The sequence below is a fragment of the Reinekea marina genome, assembly GCF_030409715.1.
Classification (GTDB): domain Bacteria; phylum Pseudomonadota; class Gammaproteobacteria; order Pseudomonadales; family Natronospirillaceae; genus Reinekea; species Reinekea marina.
This window is the reverse complement of sequence record NZ_JAUFQI010000001.1, coordinates 1,870,236-1,886,707: the sequence shown is the minus strand read 5'-3', so window position 1 is coordinate 1,886,707 and position 16,472 is coordinate 1,870,236. Positions and strand designations below refer to the sequence as shown.

At 45.0% G+C, this 16,472-nt stretch carries 12 protein-coding genes; 2 read left to right on the top strand and 10 right to left on the bottom strand.

Annotated features, from left to right (window positions below; all coding sequences use genetic code 11):
- Nucleotides 1-19 precede the first annotated feature (19 nt).
- The 6 genes from sufB to QWZ13_RS09970 form a co-directional block, all read right to left on the bottom strand.
- Nucleotides 20-1,459, bottom strand: a complete 1,440-nt coding sequence (sufB, locus tag QWZ13_RS09995; protein ID WP_290281647.1) for a Fe-S cluster assembly protein SufB — start codon at nt 1,457-1,459, stop codon at nt 20-22.
- Between the two features lie 48 nt (nt 1,460-1,507).
- Nucleotides 1,508-2,659, bottom strand: a complete 1,152-nt coding sequence (locus QWZ13_RS09990; protein ID WP_290281646.1) for an aminotransferase class V-fold PLP-dependent enzyme — start codon at nt 2,657-2,659, stop codon at nt 1,508-1,510.
- The gene (gene iscR, locus QWZ13_RS09985; RefSeq protein ID WP_290281645.1) at nt 2,659-3,144 is read right to left on the bottom strand and encodes a Fe-S cluster assembly transcriptional regulator IscR; all 486 of its coding nucleotides are present in this window, start codon (nt 3,142-3,144) and stop codon (nt 2,659-2,661) included. The genes QWZ13_RS09990 and iscR overlap by 1 nt, the downstream gene beginning before the upstream one ends.
- A 146-nt stretch (nt 3,145-3,290) precedes the next feature.
- Nucleotides 3,291-4,166 carry a universal stress protein gene (locus tag QWZ13_RS09980; protein ID WP_290281644.1) on the bottom strand — a complete coding sequence of 292 codons (876 nt, stop codon included), beginning with the start codon at nt 4,164-4,166 and terminating at the stop codon, nt 3,291-3,293.
- Nucleotides 4,166-5,650 carry a SulP family inorganic anion transporter gene (locus tag QWZ13_RS09975; RefSeq protein ID WP_290281643.1) on the bottom strand — a complete coding sequence of 495 codons (1,485 nt, stop codon included), beginning with the start codon at nt 5,648-5,650 and terminating at the stop codon, nt 4,166-4,168. Before QWZ13_RS09975 ends, QWZ13_RS09980 begins: the two co-directional genes overlap by 1 nt.
- Nucleotides 5,651-5,782: 132 nt before the next feature.
- Nucleotides 5,783-5,953, bottom strand: coding sequence for a hypothetical protein (locus tag QWZ13_RS09970; RefSeq protein WP_290281642.1), 171 nt, complete (start codon nt 5,951-5,953; stop codon nt 5,783-5,785).
- On the opposite strand from QWZ13_RS09970, the gene QWZ13_RS09965 reads away from it, so the two are divergent.
- Complete coding sequence (locus QWZ13_RS09965; RefSeq protein WP_290281641.1) at nt 5,922-8,456, top strand: ExeM/NucH family extracellular endonuclease; 2,535 nt, start codon at nt 5,922-5,924, stop codon at nt 8,454-8,456. The genes QWZ13_RS09970 and QWZ13_RS09965 overlap by 32 nt on opposite strands.
- 155 nt (nt 8,457-8,611) lie before the next feature.
- Here the strand turns inward: QWZ13_RS09965 and fliD are convergent, their stop codons facing one another.
- Both fliD and QWZ13_RS09955 read right to left on the bottom strand, forming a co-directional pair.
- Nucleotides 8,612-12,517: a flagellar filament capping protein FliD gene (fliD, locus tag QWZ13_RS09960; protein WP_290281640.1), complete on the bottom strand. Its 3,906-nt coding sequence runs from the start codon at nt 12,515-12,517 to the stop codon at nt 8,612-8,614.
- 12 nt (nt 12,518-12,529) lie between these two features.
- Nucleotides 12,530-12,697, bottom strand: a complete 168-nt coding sequence (locus tag QWZ13_RS09955; RefSeq protein ID WP_290281639.1) for a hypothetical protein — start codon at nt 12,695-12,697, stop codon at nt 12,530-12,532.
- Nucleotides 12,698-12,801: 104 nt separating this feature from the next.
- Here QWZ13_RS09955 and QWZ13_RS09950 point away from each other — a divergent pair, with 104 nt between their 5' ends.
- Nucleotides 12,802-13,149 carry a four helix bundle protein gene (locus QWZ13_RS09950; protein WP_290281638.1) on the top strand — a complete coding sequence of 116 codons (348 nt, stop codon included), beginning with the start codon at nt 12,802-12,804 and terminating at the stop codon, nt 13,147-13,149.
- Between the two features lie 90 nt (nt 13,150-13,239).
- Here the strand turns inward: QWZ13_RS09950 and QWZ13_RS09945 are convergent, their stop codons facing one another.
- A complete protein-coding gene (locus QWZ13_RS09945; RefSeq protein ID WP_290281637.1) occupies nt 13,240-13,650 on the bottom strand; it encodes a flagellar protein FlaG in 411 nt (136 codons plus the stop codon).
- Nucleotides 13,651-13,755: 105 nt separating this feature from the next.
- The gene (locus QWZ13_RS09940) at nt 13,756-15,969 is read right to left on the bottom strand and encodes a flagellin N-terminal helical domain-containing protein (protein ID WP_290281636.1); all 2,214 of its coding nucleotides are present in this window, start codon (nt 15,967-15,969) and stop codon (nt 13,756-13,758) included.
- Nucleotides 15,970-16,472 lie beyond the last annotated feature (503 nt).

Sequence of the window (16,472 nt, the reverse complement as noted above, 5' to 3'; positions counted from 1 at the left end):
GTTTCAACAAGGGCCGGGTTTAGCCGACTGCGCCTTCGAGCGATACTTCCAATAATTTGCCAGCTTCAACGGCAAACTCCATGGGCAGCTCTTTAAAAACTTCTTTACAAAAACCATTTACGATCATTGAGACTGCTTTTTCAGGGTCAATGCCGCGTTGCTGGCACAAAAACATTTGATCATCGCTCACTTTGGAGGTGGTGGCTTCGTGCTCAACAATGGCACTTGGGTTTTTGCTTTCTATATAAGGAAACGTATGAGCACCACACTGATCACCAATGAGTAAAGAATCACACTGAGTAAAGTTACGAGCACCGACGGCACCAGGATTCATTTTGACTAAGCCGCGATAAGTGTTTTCACTTTTCATCGCGCTGATGCCTTTAGATATAATCGTAGAGCGCGTATTTTTTCCGATGTGAATCATCTTCGTGCCGGTATCGGCTTGCTGCATGTTACTGGTTAATGCAACCGAGTAAAATTCACCAACGCTGTCGTCGCCTTTTAAGACACAGGATGGATACTTCCAAGTTACGGCCGAACCTGTTTCAACTTGTGTCCAAGAAATTTTAGCGCGCTCGTGTGCAATTCCACGTTTGGTAACAAAGTTATAAATGCCGCCTTTACCTTCAGCATCACCGGGGTACCAGTTTTGCACAGTTGAATACTTGACTTCTGCATCATCTAAAACCACTAACTCTACAACGGCAGCGTGTAGTTGGTTCTCATCGCGCATTGGTGCCGTGCATCCTTCTAAGTAGCTAACATGGCTACCTACATCGGCAATAATTAAGGTACGTTCAAACTGCCCCGTGTTGGCTTCGTTAATTCTGAAATAGGTCGATAATTCCATAGGGCTACGAACGCCTTTAGGAATATAAACAAATGAACCATCAGAGAATACAGCCGAATTTAGCGCCGCGTAGTAATTGTCTTTTTGCGGTACCACAGAGCCTAAATATTTTTTCACTAACTCTGGGTATTCATGAACAGCCTCTGAAATTGGACAGAAAATTATTCCGGCTTCTTCCAGCTTTTTACGGAAAGTGGTTCCTACAGACACGGAATCGAATACCATATCTACCGCGACACCGGCTAATGCAGCGTGTTCGTGAACCGGAATGCCTAGCTTTTCGTATGTCGCCAATAGCTCAGGATCAACATCGTCTAACGATTTTGGTCGAGCATCTTCAATACTTTTTGGTGAAGAATAATAAGAAAGCGATTGAAAATCAGGCTTAGGATAACTTACATGCGCCCAGTCAGGCTCTTCCATTTCTTCCCAAGCACGAAACGCTTTTAAGCGCCATTCAGTCATCCACTCTGGCTCATTTTTCTTTGCAGAGATTAGCCGAATAACATCTTCGTTTAATCCTGGTGGAATCGTAGCCGATTCAACATCAGTGATAAACCCAGCCTCGTACTCAGTTTTAATATACTTCTCAACTTCCTGACTCATAATGATACCCTAATAGGTTGCGCGCAAAATACGTACGCTAAACTAAATTTATTTGGCAGATCGCAAGGCGTTAACCGCTTGCGAGAAACTTGCAATCGCCTGATCGACATCACTCTCGGTAGTGAAACGACCCAAGCTAATTCTCAATGAGCTGTGAGCATCTTCATCGCTACAGCCCATTGCTTTTAATACAAACGAAGGCTCTACCGTTGCTGATGTACAGGCGGATCCAGATGAAATAGCCAAGTTTCGTACACCCATCATCAGAGCCTCTCCATCTAAGCCTTTAAAACAGACATTCAGATGCCCTGCAGAAATAGGTGAACCTTTGCCATTAATGATTACATCGCCGAGCGTTTCAATACCGCTCCATAGACGCTCTTTTAATGCTTCTATACGATCGTGCTCATCGCTAAACCCTTCATTTAAAATTGCGGCAGCTGTTCCAATGCCGACTATCTGATGGGTCGCTAAAGTGCCCGAACGCATACCACGTTCATGACCGCCACCATGTATTTGTGCAGACAATTCAAGTGGACTTCGGCGACGCACGTATAAAGCACCAATACCTTTTGGCCCATAGAATTTATGCGCCGATAAAGACAATAACGTGACTTTCCACTCATCAACGTTTACGGCTATTTTGCCGACAGCTTGTGCTGCATCAACATGAAAAAATATGCCTTTTTGTTCGCACAGTTTACCAATTTCAGCGATAGGGTTTATGACACCCGTTTCATTGTTTACTGCCATTACCGAGATCAACCGAGTTTTGTCAGTGATTTCGGCGGCAATACTCTCGACAGAGACTTGTCCGTTTGAACCTGGTGCGACAAAGGTGGTTTGATACCCTTTACTGTGCAAATGTTTAACAGGGTCTATAACCGCCTTATGCTCGATACTGGTGGTAATTATATGACACGCTTCCGGTGCATAATTATCGGCAACACCTTTTATGGCCAAATTATTACTTTCAGTTGCGCCACTGGTCCAAACAATCTCTCGTGAATCGGCTCCAAGAAGATCTGCAACATCATTGCGAGCTTCTTCAACAGCCTCTTCGGCTAACCACCCTAGCGCATGTGAACGGGAGGCCGGGTTCGCAAAGTTACCATTAAAGGTTAAACAATCGGTCATTGCCTTAGCGACACGGTCATCAACCGGTGTTGTGGCAGCATAATCAAAATAAAGCGGTCGCATTAACTAACCTGTGCTGTTGGAATCGTTTTTTCAGGGTGTGCTTGCAGCATTTTTTCATTTTGACGGGCACTGACGGCTTTAATTTCGCCACGCTCGACTAATGTCTGCAACGTTATATCATCTAGAAAATCGTGGATTTGATTACTCAAGTCTTGCCAAAGGTGATGCGTTAAGCATATATCACCTTGCTGACACCCCGTTTTACCTTGGCATTTTGTGGCATCAATAGACTCAGAGACAGCGTCTACAACAGAAGCGATGCTGATGTCGGATTTTTCACGGCCCAGCAAATAACCACCACCAGGTCCACGTACCGATGCAACCAGCGACTTTTTTCTCAATTTAGAGAACAGCTGTTCTAAGTAAGACAACGATATACCCTGTCTTTCAGAAATATCCGCTAGATTGATAGGGCCTTTATGTTCATTGAGCGCTAAATCTAGCAATGCTGTCACCGCGTAGCGGCCTTTGGTAGTTAATCTCATACATTAAGCCTGAGGATGACTTGAAAGTGAGTGCATTATAAATACCTGACTAAAACAGTCAAGTATTGAGCCATTCCGTGCAAATTGCCTACAGTTACAAGTCAATAAAAAGGCCGCTTACACGCGGCCAATGTGGCTATTTGATATTATCGCAACAATAACAGTGGCTGCTCTGTATTCAACAGCATTTTCGCTGTAAAACTGCCAAATACCATGTCGCGTAACCGGTTGTGACTAAACGAGCCCATCACGGTTAAACCAATATTATGATCCTTTTGATACTGGCATAAGGCTTGCGCTGGATCGCCAGTTAATACCGCGGAAGAAACAGATCTTCCGGCAGTTTCCAATTTTACTTGAGCCGGTGCAATTAATGCTTCACCTGCGCTGACGGATTTAGAAACGTTCACAATATGTACAGGTAAATCATTAAATAAAGGACTATTGACGACCATATCTAATGCTTTGAGACTGCAATCACTGCCATCAAACGCCAACATGGCGGCTTTTGGCGCTTCAAAAGCTCTGTTAACGACGAATATAGGGCGTTGTACGGATCGGACAATGGTCTCAAGGTGACCCCCTAAATTTTCCGTATTACCAACGTTGGCCTCACCTCGAATTCCTAGCACGATTACTCTTGTTTCATGCTCTAAATCGATTAACGCCTCGACTAACGGCCCGTGGCGTTGCGTACTAAAGGCATTTTCGACACCGGCTTTATTAGCTCGTGCTTTAACCGTATCGAGAATATCTTTGCCTTTCTGAATTTCCAGTTTATTTCTTTGCTGCTCTACTTCGGTTAGCTCACTGAGTAAGTGCTCCTGAGCGCCAATGCCAATGGCACCAGAAAAATCAGACACCGCAGCAATGGCATTGTGTTCAATGGCATGCAGCGCCTTTAATGGAGCATCAATGGTTTTCGTGAGCCAAATTGCGTAGTCACTCACGGCCTCGTTAAACTTAGAGCCATCAATACAGGCGATTGTCCAGGTACGTTCTTTGTTATTATTATCAGCCATTAGTGGCCTCCTAGTACTTTATCGATTTCTTCTGGTTTGCCTAGCTTACCAAATCGATCCACAATGGTCTCACTGGCTTCATTTAAACCCACAACATTTACATCGGTGCCTTCGCGCTTAAATTTCACCACAACCTTATCTAACGATTCAACGGCCGTAATATCCCAAAAATGCGCCCTTGATAAATCGATTTCGACGGTGCTGATGGCTTCTTTGAAATCAAAAGCCGCAATGAACTTGTCGGCAGAGTTAAAAAACACCTGACCAACAACTTTATAACTGCGCTTATCTTCGTCTTCACTCAAATCTGAGTCAACATACATGAAGTGACTGATTTTATTAGCAAAGAACAAGGCCGCGAGTAACACACCCGCAAACACGCCATATGCAAGGTTGTGCGTCCAGACAACCACTACGACTGTCACTATCATGACTAAATTTGTCGATAATGGGAATTGACGGAGATCACGAATAGACCCCCAATTAAACGTTCCGATGGAGACCATGATCATTACAGAGACCAACGCTGCCATAGGGATTTTAGCTACCCACTCACTGCTAAACACCACCATGATCAACAAAACAGTACCCGCCACAAACGCCGATAATCGGCCACGGCCGCCGGACTTCACGTTAATTACCGACTGACCAATCATTGCACAACCGGCCATCCCGCCCATTAAACCCGCACCAATATTGGCAATGCCTTGGCCTTTGCACTCGCGGTTTTTATCGCTACTTGTATCGGTAAGGTCATCAACTATGGTTGCCGTCATTAACGATTCCAACAGCCCTACTACGGCTAAAGGCGCAGAGTACGGTAAAATAATCGCGAGAGTTGCAAAGTTAAGAGGTACATCCGGAAATAAGAAGTTAGGCAATGTATCTGGCAAATCGCCCATGTCACCGACGGTGCGTATATCAAAATCAAAAATTATCGAAATCGCCGACAACACCACAATAGTCACCAAAGGCGATGGAATGGTCTTATTGATATAAGGGAACAAGTAGATGATGCCTAAGCCAGCTGCTGTCATGGCATATACGACCCAAGTGACGTTGGTCAGCTCGGGCAACTGGGCCATGAAAATTAGAATAGCCAAAGCGTTTACAAAGCCTGTGACTACAGAGCGAGAGACAAACCGCATGAGTTCGCCTAGTTTGAGGTAACCCGCCACTATTTGAATCACACCCGTTAAAAGTGTGGCCGCCCATAAATACTGAATGCCGTGTTCGGCCACTAAATCGACCATTAACAATGCCATTGCACCCGTAGCAGCGGAGATCATACCAGGACGACCGCCCACCACTGAAATAATCACGGCAATACAAAATGAAGCATACAAACCGACCTTCGGGTCTACACCTGCAATAATAGAAAAGGCAATGGCTTCAGGGATCAACGCAAGCGCTACAACGAGACCGGCTAAAACATCACCGCGTATATTTCCAAACCAATCTTCTTTTTTCTGAGCCAACAACATTCAACAATAACCTTTTATTTAGAGGGAATAGCCTATGAAAGCTACCTATTTAGACCGCGCGCGATGGTACACAGCTGTATCGAGCAATGCAATGTTAACCCTATACAGTCAGCGCTCAATTTATTTCAATTATCATAGTGTAGTTCGTTTGATCTCATGTAAAAATAGTGTCATATTCGCATGATAAGTTGTCCACCTAAACAACTTTTTGGTGTTGTCGGCTTCGGCCAGACCAAGAATAATAAATATAAATAACACTAGGATTACCACTATGACCTTACGCACCCCGTTAATAGTCGGCATACTGCTTGCAAACGCAGCCTATGCCGATGTGTTGCTGACTGAGTACATCGAGGGCTCAAGTTATAATAAAGCACTCGAGCTCACTAATTTCGATTCTAATCCGGCAGATCTAAGCCCGTATTCAATAGAGCTATACTCCAATGGCGCAACGACAGCTACTAATATTCTCACGCTTTCGGGCGCATTAGCGCCTAACTCGGCCTATGTGGTTGCCAATAGCCGTGCCGTGCCTCAAATTTTAAACGTTGCTGATATTACCGATGGCGTAGCAAACTTTAATGGCAATGATGTTGTTTTACTAAAGAAAAATGGCATTGTCGTTGACAGCATTGGGCAACTCGGCAATAGCACTACCTTTGCAGCCAATGTGACGTTAACTCGCAAAAGCGACACCCTAGGTGATGCCAACCCAAGCGATTCTTTTGACTATTCGACTTCTTGGAATGAGCATCCCAGTAATACATTTACTTATTTAGGCAATGGGGCACCGGGTGAAGACCCTGTAGAGCCACCGAGTGCGTTTAATTGCGCCGACCCAGCGACTAAAATTTCTGAAGTACAAGGCAATGGCTCTGCTTCGCCAATTTTAGGCCAGGTAGTTGATATTGAAGCGATTGTCGTGGCTGACTTACAAGCCAGTAATCAAGCCAAGGGCTTCTTCGTACAATCTTTAGATACGGATGTTGATGCCGATCCTCAAACCTCTGAAGGCTTGTTTATTTACCACTACAGTACCGATGTCGCTGTTGGCGATAAAGTACGCGTGCGGGGCGAAGCCGATGAATTTTATGGCTTAACGCAATTAACCAGTGTTTCTGATATTACTATATGTAGCAGCGGTAACAGCTTGCCCATGGCGGCTACTCTCAACCTGCCGTTTAGCTCAGAGAATGACTTAGAAGCACTTGAAGGCATGAGAGTGACAGCTAGCTCGCCTTTAATGGTGAATGAAGTATATGCATTAGGTCGCTATGGCGAATTTATGGTTGCCAATGGCCGTCGCCGCATCCCAACCGACGTGGCCCTACCTGGCCCCGATGCCGATGCGATACACGCCGCCAACGACCTTAACATGCTCATTGTGGATGATGGTTTTAAAACGCAAAACCCTGACCCGGTTATCTTCCCGGCTCCGGCTTTAGATGCCAACAACACGCTGCGCATTGGCAACACGGTAACTAACCTCACCGGTGTTATTAATTTTAATTTCGGTAAGTTTAAATTAATACCAACCACCGCTCCGGTTTTTAATGGCGACAACCCTCGTACGTTAGAGCCTACGCAAGTGGCGGAAAGCGATTTGCGAATTGCTAGCTTTAACGTTTTAAACTACTTCAATGGTGATGGCCTAGGTGGTGGTTTCCCTACTCCTCGTGGCGCCGATAACGCATACGAATTAGAGCGACAAACCGCCAAACTCGTTGCCGCCATGACAGCCATTGATGCTGATGTCATTGGTTTAATGGAAATTGAAAACGATGGTTTTGCCGATACCAGCGCCATTGCCGATTTAGTTCGCGCCATTAATGTGCAGCAAAGCGCCGAAAACCAATATCAATACATAAACCCGGGCGTGGCACAGATTGGCGACGATGCCATTGCCGTTGGCATCATTTACCGCCCTTCTGTTGTGCAACCAGCTGGTGTGACCGCCATACTGGATTCATCTAACTCACCATTAAATGAATTGGGTGAGCCATTATTTGATGACTCTCGTAATCGCCCGGCATTAACACAAACGTTTAAATCGCTAGACGGTGCGGAAGCAATCACCATGGTTGTGAATCACTTTAAGTCAAAAGGTAGCCGAAACTGTGGCGACATTGCCGATTGCGACGAAGGCCAAGGTGCATACAACCAAACGCGTACGAATGCCGCACTAGCCTTAACTCAGTGGTTAGAAAGCAACCCGACTGGTGTTGAGACCGATAAAGTGTTGATCATGGGTGATTTAAACGCTTACAGCAAAGAAGACCCTATTCGCGCAATTGAGTCAGCAGGCTTTAACCAACTGAAACAAGATGGCGATTATTCTTATGTGTTCGATGGTGAAACCGGCAGCCTTGATCAAGCGTTGGCTTCAAATGCATTAGCCGAAAAAGTAATTCACACTCAAGATTGGCACATAAATACCGATGAGCCACTCATTTTGGATTACAACACTGAGTATAAATCGGATGCTCAAGTACTCAGCCTCTATGCTCCTGATGCTTATCGCTCATCAGATCACGACCCTGTTATTATTGATGTCGCCCTAAACGAAGCGCCTAACGCAAACATAAGAGCCTACCGATTTCTATTTTGGTATATCTTTGTTAGCGATAGCCATGATAACGATGGCTACATTGCATCGCATACGTGGACACTCGGTAACTTAGAAATCACCAAGCCGTGGTTCTTCATAGCAAAACGCTACGTCCATAAAAATCACCTAGATTCAATCTCTCTAACCGTAGAAGATGATGAAGGGGCTCAAGTAAGCGTGACGGAGAGTTTTAGGTAACAAAACGGAACGGTTGCCCGCTGGGCAACCGCGGGCTGCAAGTTAATAGCTGCAAGTAAGTTCCAATAAAAAAACCGAAGCAACCTAATACTTAAAGTACTTGGGTTTTCTTCGGTTTTTACTGGCAGCTTGCAGCTAAATACTTGCAGCTTCTTTTATTCTTTCGAAGCATTCATCGCTTCAAATTGGCTTTTCAAGAAATCCTCGGTCACTTTAAGTGAGCTGATTAATTTATCGTTAAATAAAAACTTTGCTCTTAACCTGGCTTCAAACACTGATGTTTTTTCATCAATCTCTTTGCGTTCGGCTTCTATTGCTTCCTGATCATCGACTAGGTTACTTTCTTTTTCAGTTAACAATCCTTTTGATGACAACATGCTGTCAAACAATTCATCTAACTTTGACATGACCCCTTGCACATAGGTTACGGTGCCTCTGTCGCCTGTTCGTGTGCCGCCGATTTTAAGCATGAGTCCCGCGGCATCATCTACTGAGCCTTGGGTGTCTTTACCTTTGACACCTTGTGTCGTTGTAGTAAAACCAAAAATATCAATTGCACCCGAAGCGATTTCACTAACTTTTACGGTCGACTCGGAACCCTTAGACACTGAAAAAATACCAAAGGTATTGGTGTCAGCATCATATTGCACATCTACAGCTTTATTTGCGCCTTTAAGCGTTGCATCGGCGTTAATTTGTGCTTTAAGCTCAGCGGCTAATTCATTACCTAAGGCATAAGCACCTGAGGTTAATGTAATGGTGCCCGATTCTGTACCATCAATCACAACCTTTAAGGTGTTATTAGTACCGTCTATAATTTCAGCGCTTGAAAAATCGGAACCTGTTCCTCCCAGCAAATAGCCGTTTGTTGCAGCCGAGTTGCCTTCAGAGGCGGTTAAGTATTGGCCGCGACCAGTGGCTGCTACGCCGTTAATTGTACCTTCAACATCAACTCCGGTTGCTGTGTCGGCCGTGCTTTGGTTGGTAGCAGAAAGGCCTAATTGAGCAATAGCAGAAACCGATGGGTTGCTGATAGTGATATTAGTGCTGTTATCGAATGCAATAACAAAACGGCCTTTGCCGTCTTCATCTTTTTCGTAGCTGACGGTACTTTGCGAATCAAAACCGTTATACACACCTTTATCTAAACCAAAGCCGTCTAAGCCATTAATATTGAGTGCGCCGTTAGTAATACCCAATGTCGAGTTTGCGTTGGCATCTGCCGCTGTGATTTGAATAGTCGCATCCGCGCCAAATGTCGCTTCAGTTTGCACACCGTTTTTTGACACGGTTTCGAAGTACACTTGATTACTGGCATTGAGCTTAGCCACTACATCGCCAGCTTGGAATTCACCGCCTCCGCCAGCCGCTGTTAAGGCGGTATCTAAGGCACTTTGTATCACCGCAAGGTTAGATTCACCATCGTTGCTGTTAGCGGTACCATCACCATCAACGGTTACTTCTATATCGATGCCATCAACAGCCAAGGTAAAGGCCGAAGGTGTCAATGAAAAATCGACACCTGTAGATAAATCGGCCGTACCCGCATTGGTGGTTGCGCCAATGCCATCTCGTTTAATTTCAAGCGTTTGTGCAGACCCAGTTGCATTGGTTGTGAGTACCAGCCCATTGCTGTCTAAACTCGCAACAACATCACCTGCACTCGCTCCACCGGCGGCCAATGCGGTATCCAGTGCACTTTGAATGCTGGCAAGGTTATTGGCGCCGTTGGCGTTAACATCTACAACGAAGTTAGTCCCGTTTAGATCAAATTCAAACTGGGCAGGATCGCTGGTAAAATCTACTGCGCTGGCCAAGCTTCTAGACCCTGCTTCTGTAGCCGCACCTTTTGCTCCAGCGCTAATGTTTGCATCGGCATTAATAGCGGTTTCTATTGCCGTAGCTAATTCTTCTGCGGTTTCATAGGTACCTGCAGGTACACTAATCGGCGCTGCGCCACTGACACTGCCCTGACGATTGGAATAAGCCAATTCAAAGTCGGCGCCAGACATAGCAAACCCTGAGTTGTTTGCCCCATCGGTGATGCCTAAGTAATCAAAACCGGTCACATTGGTATTCGCAACGGTGATCGTTTGACTAATACCTGCGGTTGGCTCAGTACGCATGACCAAACGATCACTGCTATTAAATTCGGCGGTCACGACTCCCGCTAAACCAGCATTGTTAAGTTCGCTTTGAATGTAAGTTAACACATCAGAACGATCTCTATCGGTAGTAATGTTTCCATCGGTATCGACTACGTCGGCCCAGTTCTCATCCAATGATATTGTATAGGTTCCATCAGCCGTTGTACCCGCCAGTGTTAAATCAAACGTTACAGGACTAGCCGAAAAATCGGCTCCCGATTCACCGGTAAAGGCTTGCGTACCTGGGTTGGTAGACGCTGCAAAAGCCGCATCATTTAAGGTATTAAAAAAGCTACCTGCAAATTGGCCGGTGCCGGAACTGGCAAAGCCAAAAGTATTTGCTACAAGCGCATCACCCGAGCCAATGGTAACTTCTGAACTGCTGCCAAACTTGCTTGAAGTTATATCAAAGCGATCGTTAGCATCATCAAAAGTAACCGTCACGCTTTGACCACTAAATGCACTGTTAATACTGTTTTGCAGCATCAAGGCTAAATCTTCACCGGTGCTGTAAGTTCCCTGCTCTAACGTTACGGATTGCGTTTTTCCGTCTACCGTCATAGAGAACTCATCGTTTACATCCGATACCACAACATCGCTTGCAAAACTTAACGCCGGTGTTGTTAGACCTTTAAAAGTGCCCTGTGTGGCAACTTGAGTAACATTAACATCATAGGTGCCAGGCTTGGTATTTGGACCCACGTTGACTACTTTAACTTGAGCATCTGATGTTTGGTTATCGGTAGCGAGTAACCCCACCAAACTTTGAGCGTCGGTTTCCATCGCTTTTTTGAATTCAGCTCGATCAAATTTTAAATTAAAATTATCGGTTTGGTCGGTACTGATGCCAATTTCAATAAGTGATTTATAGGTAGAGCCTGTAACACCAGAAATAATTTCAGTGATACCCGCACGCAATTGTGATTGCACGGTACGCAATACGTTATCACCTAACAAAATACCGCCAATTTCATCATCTGGGTTGTATTTGGTTAGTTCATCGTAAATAGTTTTGTACTCATTATATTTTTCGACGAACGCTTCAAGCTTATCGGCAATTTCATCGGTATCACGGGTTACGTTTAGCATGACACCCGTTAAACTGCTTTCATTTAGGTTAATGGTCACGCCGCGCACAACCTGATCCAATTTATTCGTTGCACTTGTAACGGTTAGCCCGTTGATTCGTATCAGCGCATCCGAACCCGATTGTGTTTCGGTCATGTTACTGGCAGGATCATGCTGAGCGCTGTTATATGCTAAAGATTGCAAGCCAGCATCACCCGAGACTTCAATCTCCATACTGGTTTCTTCACCCGTTTCCTCACTGGTGAGCAATAGACGGTATCCCGTACCGTCGTACACCACTGAAGCCGACACACCAAAATCTTCATTATTGATGGCATCTCGTATGCCGCCTAAGGTGTTATTTTCAGAAGTAATATCAATAGAGGTTACTGCACTGTCGGCATCTTGCTCAAACGCTAAATATTCATCAGAACCGTCATAGGTAGTGGTACCAAACTTAAAAGTTAACGTGCCCGTACCCACAGTGTCATCCACGGAACTGAATTGCATACTCGCCAAAGAGTGCGCTTTAGCGATTTCATCTACTTCGATACGATAAGAACCCGGTTCAGCTAGGCTAGTAGTGGTTGCAGTAAGCACAGATTCATCAGAAGAGCTGGCTGAGCTGCTTTGAATAGTACTGGCTTGAGCAAGACTGCCAATACTCGATTGCAAACCATCCATCACCTTACGGACTTCGGCATAAGCGGAAATCTTCGCCTCTACACGAGCAGTCTTACCGTCCAAACGGAGATCACTTGCCGCCCTTTCCGCAGCCACTAATTGATCGACTAAGTCTGAAGTTAGCAACCCAGAACCGATACCCAGTGATTGTATGCCCGCCATAACCGATAACCTTTAAACGTTGAACAGTGTCTTAATGCAAAAACCAAACCATGATTTTAGGATAGACCATGGGTTGATTATTGTATCGGCCGATTTGGTTAAAACTTTAGGGGTTTTGGAGAGCAGTTTTTGGCTGCGGGCTGCGAGCTTCTGGTTTAAAGATTGATACCCGCAGCCCATAGCCCGCCGCTCAAAACTATCCCCACCCTGTGACTCAGTTTACGTTCAAGGTTTCAAAACTCCTGTAACGTTTAGATTCTGAAAAACTAATCAAGGATGATTATATGAATTTTGAAAAGCTAGACGTTTGGAAAGCTTCTGCTCAATTGAGTGCCGAATTATACATTGAATTAAAGGATTTAAGGGACTGGGGCTTTAAAGACCAAGCAACCCGATCCGGCCTGTCTATCCCTTCGAATATCGCCGAAGGCATGTCCCGAACGAGTGCTTCAGAAAAGAAACGATTTTTAAACATTACCTATAGTTCAGCAGCTGAACTTAAAACACAAATATGGATTGGTCAGAAGGTAAATTATTTAGACAAAGAATTAGGTACGAAATGGATCAATCAATTAGATATTATATCAAGAATGTTAACAGGCCTTTCAAGATCGCTCACCGAGAGCACATAATTAGCTTGTAGGTTTTAAGTTTTAGGTTCAAACCCGAAGCTCGAAGCCCGAAGCCCAAAACAAAAAAAACCGCCAAAGGCGGTTTTTTTATCAGACCTGCGCACTAAACAACATCAGCGGCTCTTCTTGACTTAAGCGTTGAGCCAGTTCTAAGGCTTCTTCATTCGGCATCTGACGAATCAACTCATCTGATACTTTATCGTAAACTCTTATCACTGTTTTGCCAGAATCTTCATCTAGCTGAAACTCAAGCTTGCGCTCTGTGTTTTGAACATAATCGTTAAGTTTCGCTACAGCTTGCTCAACGCTTTCTTCTTTAGGTTTCTCGGCGGCTTCTTTTTGCTGTGATGCATATGAAGTTACTGAGTCACTTTTCTCGGCCTGGCGTGCTTCCGCTTGCTCTACCGTGGGCTTTATTCCATTAAACCCCGACTTTCCAGTGTCGCGCGTTGGTGCGGAAGGCTTAGCATTTAGCGATGGCTGCATACTAATTTCATTCATACTTTAACACCTCCGTTCACCTGTCGATTACTCTTAAAACTACTTTATTCAAGAGCTTTAGCGCTGGGTTAGGCCGCTAAGCGACCCTCCCCAATGGTTTCGCTATTAACCGAGTAGTGATAATACCTGCTGTGGACGCTGGTTAGCCTGAGCTAAGATCGAAATACCGGCCTGCTGTAGTACCTGGGTACGAGACAGTTCGGCTGTTTCGGCCGCGAAGTCCGCATCACGGATTCGAGAGTTTGCCGCTGACAAGTTTTCAGACGTAATCTGAAGGTTTGAGCTGGTAGACTCGAATCGGTTTTGCAATGCACCGAGTTCTGCACGTTGGCTAGCAACGGTGCTTAAAGCATTATCAATTGCGGTTATAGCAGACTGCGCACCTTCAAAAGTAGAGATATCGACGTCAGCTAAGTACTGACCATCTTCACCGCCACCAAATGAACCTGCTTGGAATCCAGAGTCTGTCAATCCAGCAATACCATTTGACCCAACACTCACTTCGAACGCGCTAGCGGATGATAGCGATACAGTAGAGTAGTAGGTAGAAGTTTGCGCGACGTTTGCCACAACTCCAGATGCAACTCCTTCGAGACCAAATTCGTTTTCATCACCAGCATTTGCAGCAGGCGTAACAGCAAACATTGTTATGTTACGACCATCAGCGGCCGTTAAAGTTAGTGACTTACCGTTATCTTCTGCCACAACTCCCGTCTGACCAGACTTTTCATTAATTGCAGTGATTGCATTCGCTTTATTCTTTTCGTAATCACCTGTTTCAGTCAATGTAATTGATACTCCATTTAGTCTTAAGTCTAGAGTATCACCTGCAGTACCACCAGTGGTCGCAGCACCGGTTGTTACACCAGTGTATGTTGTTGCATTTACTGTAGCAGTAACGCCAGTTTGATCTGTGGAGTCATTAATCGCTGCAGCGATAGCAATACCTGATGCAGCAGTATATGAACTGGCAGCATTAGCTGCATCAGCATAGGATGAGGTATCGTCAAGGCTCGAAGAGGCTCTTATGGCAACATTATTTATTACTAAATCACCATCCTGTAACGCCTTGGTCGTTGATGCCGCCAAGGTAGTAGCAGCATCTGTATCCCATGCTTGACTACTTTCTTGTGTTGTTGTCGAACTAATTTGACCACCGTACTCACCGGCAGCAAAACCGGTGTTTGAAATATCTCCATTTCCGGTACCATTTCCTCCGTCTATGACAATATTGGTTTGAGAGTCTTGTGCTGTAAGAGTTACCGAGGCAAAAGACTCCTCTGCACTAGCAGCCGTTGTATCACTATCTTTCAACCCAAACGCAGCCAGATCGTTTACTGTTGATGTAATGGTAATATTTCGCCCATCTTCTGCGGTTAATGTAACGCCACCATTATTCCCACCATCACTTGCTATAACGCCGGTCTTTCCTGATTGAGCGTTAATTGATTCAATAACCGAGCCTCGTGTGGCGGCTAAGTCTGCTTCAGTGGCATTTGCTGTACCTTCGAGTGAAATGGATACACCATTCAGTACGATTGCTGAAGCAGCTGTAGCAGTAGCAGTAGTACCAGCAACCATTTGACTACCTGACATTACGTTTTCATTTGCGGTAGCTACAACATTAGTTTGATCACTAGATTCATTAATTGCTGCTGCCTTTGCAATAGCACTAGCCGAACGTTTAGTTCCGAAAGACAACTGATCATCACCAGCTACCGAAGCACGAATCGTTTCGCCATTGATTACTAAGTCACCGTTACCAATCGCAGTACCTGTGGAATAAGAACTCACACCCGCTTGAGAACTGGTACCCAACTTCTCTGCAGTCAATTCTGAAATTTTCACATCAACGGTTTGACCCGCATCCGCACCAATCTGGAAGGTACCTTCGAAAGAACCGTCTAGTAGGTTACGGCCGTTGAAGTTTGTTTCATCGGCAGTACGTGTGACTTCCGCCATCAACTGCTTAACTTCCGCTTGTAGCTTAACTCGGTCATCGTCTGAGTTAGTTGCGTTAGAAGACTGAACCGCTAGCTCACGAATACGCTGTAGGTTTTCAGTCATTGCGCCTAGGGCACCTTCAGCAGTTTGCGCTAAAGAGATACCGTCACCCGCGTTACGGATAGCGACGTTCAAGCCTTTAACTTGAGACTCGAAGTTAGTAGAAATTGCCAAGCCCGCCGCATCGTCTTTCGCACTGTTAATACGAAGACCAGATGACAAACGCTCTAAGGCAGTAGAGTTAGCGCTCTGCGAACTGTTTAAGTTACGCTGAGCCGTTAACGAAGCGATGTTAGTATTAATAATTTGAGGCATAAGTAATTCTCCTTCGCTTTCTTCCGTACCGCCCTATTGCGACATGGTTTAGCGACGTTGCTCATTCACAATTACTATAGCGGCCGAGTTTTGAGAATCTTTTATAGTTTTTTGGAATAATCGGGTTGTTTTTTATTACTATAAAAAAACAGCTGCAAGTTGGGTCAAGGATTTTGAGTGGGTACGGGTTTTATGCTTCGTGAAAGGTAAAAAGGCAAACAGCGGGTTAGATGTAATGGTTTAAGTGTAAGCCTTTGAATTGGGTTTGTTTTACTCCTTTTTCTTGCAACTTGCTGCTAAAACCTCCTTTAAACTTTTCTTGCAGCTTAAAACTTGCAGCTATCTTCTCTCTTGTCGCCTCTCCACTGCATTCCGATGACTCCTACAAAAAGAGTTACGAAGCAGGTTTTTTTGGTTTTCGAACTTACTCGCAGCTTGCAGCTCAAAACTTGCAGCTATCTTCTCTCTTGTCGCCTCTCCACTGCATTCCGAAGAATCCTACA

Excerpts from the sequence above, each read along its gene's own strand:
- QWZ13_RS09990 (WP_290281646.1), bottom strand. The coding sequence starts at position 2,659 with ATGCGACCGCTTTATTTTGATTATGCTGCCACAACACCGGTTGATGAC.
- QWZ13_RS09955 (WP_290281639.1), bottom strand. The coding sequence starts at position 12,697 with ATGGGCTGCGGGTATCAATCTTTAAACCAGAAGCTCGCAGCCCGCAGC.
- sufB (WP_290281647.1), bottom strand. The coding sequence starts at position 1,459 with ATGAGTCAGGAAGTTGAGAAGTATATTAAAACTGAGTACGAGGCTGGG.
- QWZ13_RS09965 (WP_290281641.1), top strand. The coding sequence starts at position 5,922 with ATGACCTTACGCACCCCGTTAATAGTCGGCATACTGCTTGCAAACGCA.
- QWZ13_RS09970 (WP_290281642.1), bottom strand. The coding sequence starts at position 5,953 with ATGCCGACTATTAACGGGGTGCGTAAGGTCATAGTGGTAATCCTAGTG.
- QWZ13_RS09940 (WP_290281636.1), bottom strand. The coding sequence starts at position 15,969 with ATGCCTCAAATTATTAATACTAACATCGCTTCGTTAACGGCTCAGCGT.
- fliD (WP_290281640.1), bottom strand. The coding sequence starts at position 12,517 with ATGGCGGGCATACAATCACTGGGTATCGGTTCTGGGTTGCTAACTTCA.
- QWZ13_RS09980 (WP_290281644.1), bottom strand. The coding sequence starts at position 4,166 with ATGGCTGATAATAATAACAAAGAACGTACCTGGACAATCGCCTGTATT.
- QWZ13_RS09975 (WP_290281643.1), bottom strand. The coding sequence starts at position 5,650 with ATGTTGTTGGCTCAGAAAAAAGAAGATTGGTTTGGAAATATACGCGGT.
- QWZ13_RS09945 (WP_290281637.1), bottom strand. The coding sequence starts at position 13,650 with ATGAATGAAATTAGTATGCAGCCATCGCTAAATGCTAAGCCTTCCGCA.
- QWZ13_RS09950 (WP_290281638.1), top strand. The coding sequence starts at position 12,802 with ATGAATTTTGAAAAGCTAGACGTTTGGAAAGCTTCTGCTCAATTGAGT.
- iscR (WP_290281645.1), bottom strand. The coding sequence starts at position 3,144 with ATGAGATTAACTACCAAAGGCCGCTACGCGGTGACAGCATTGCTAGAT.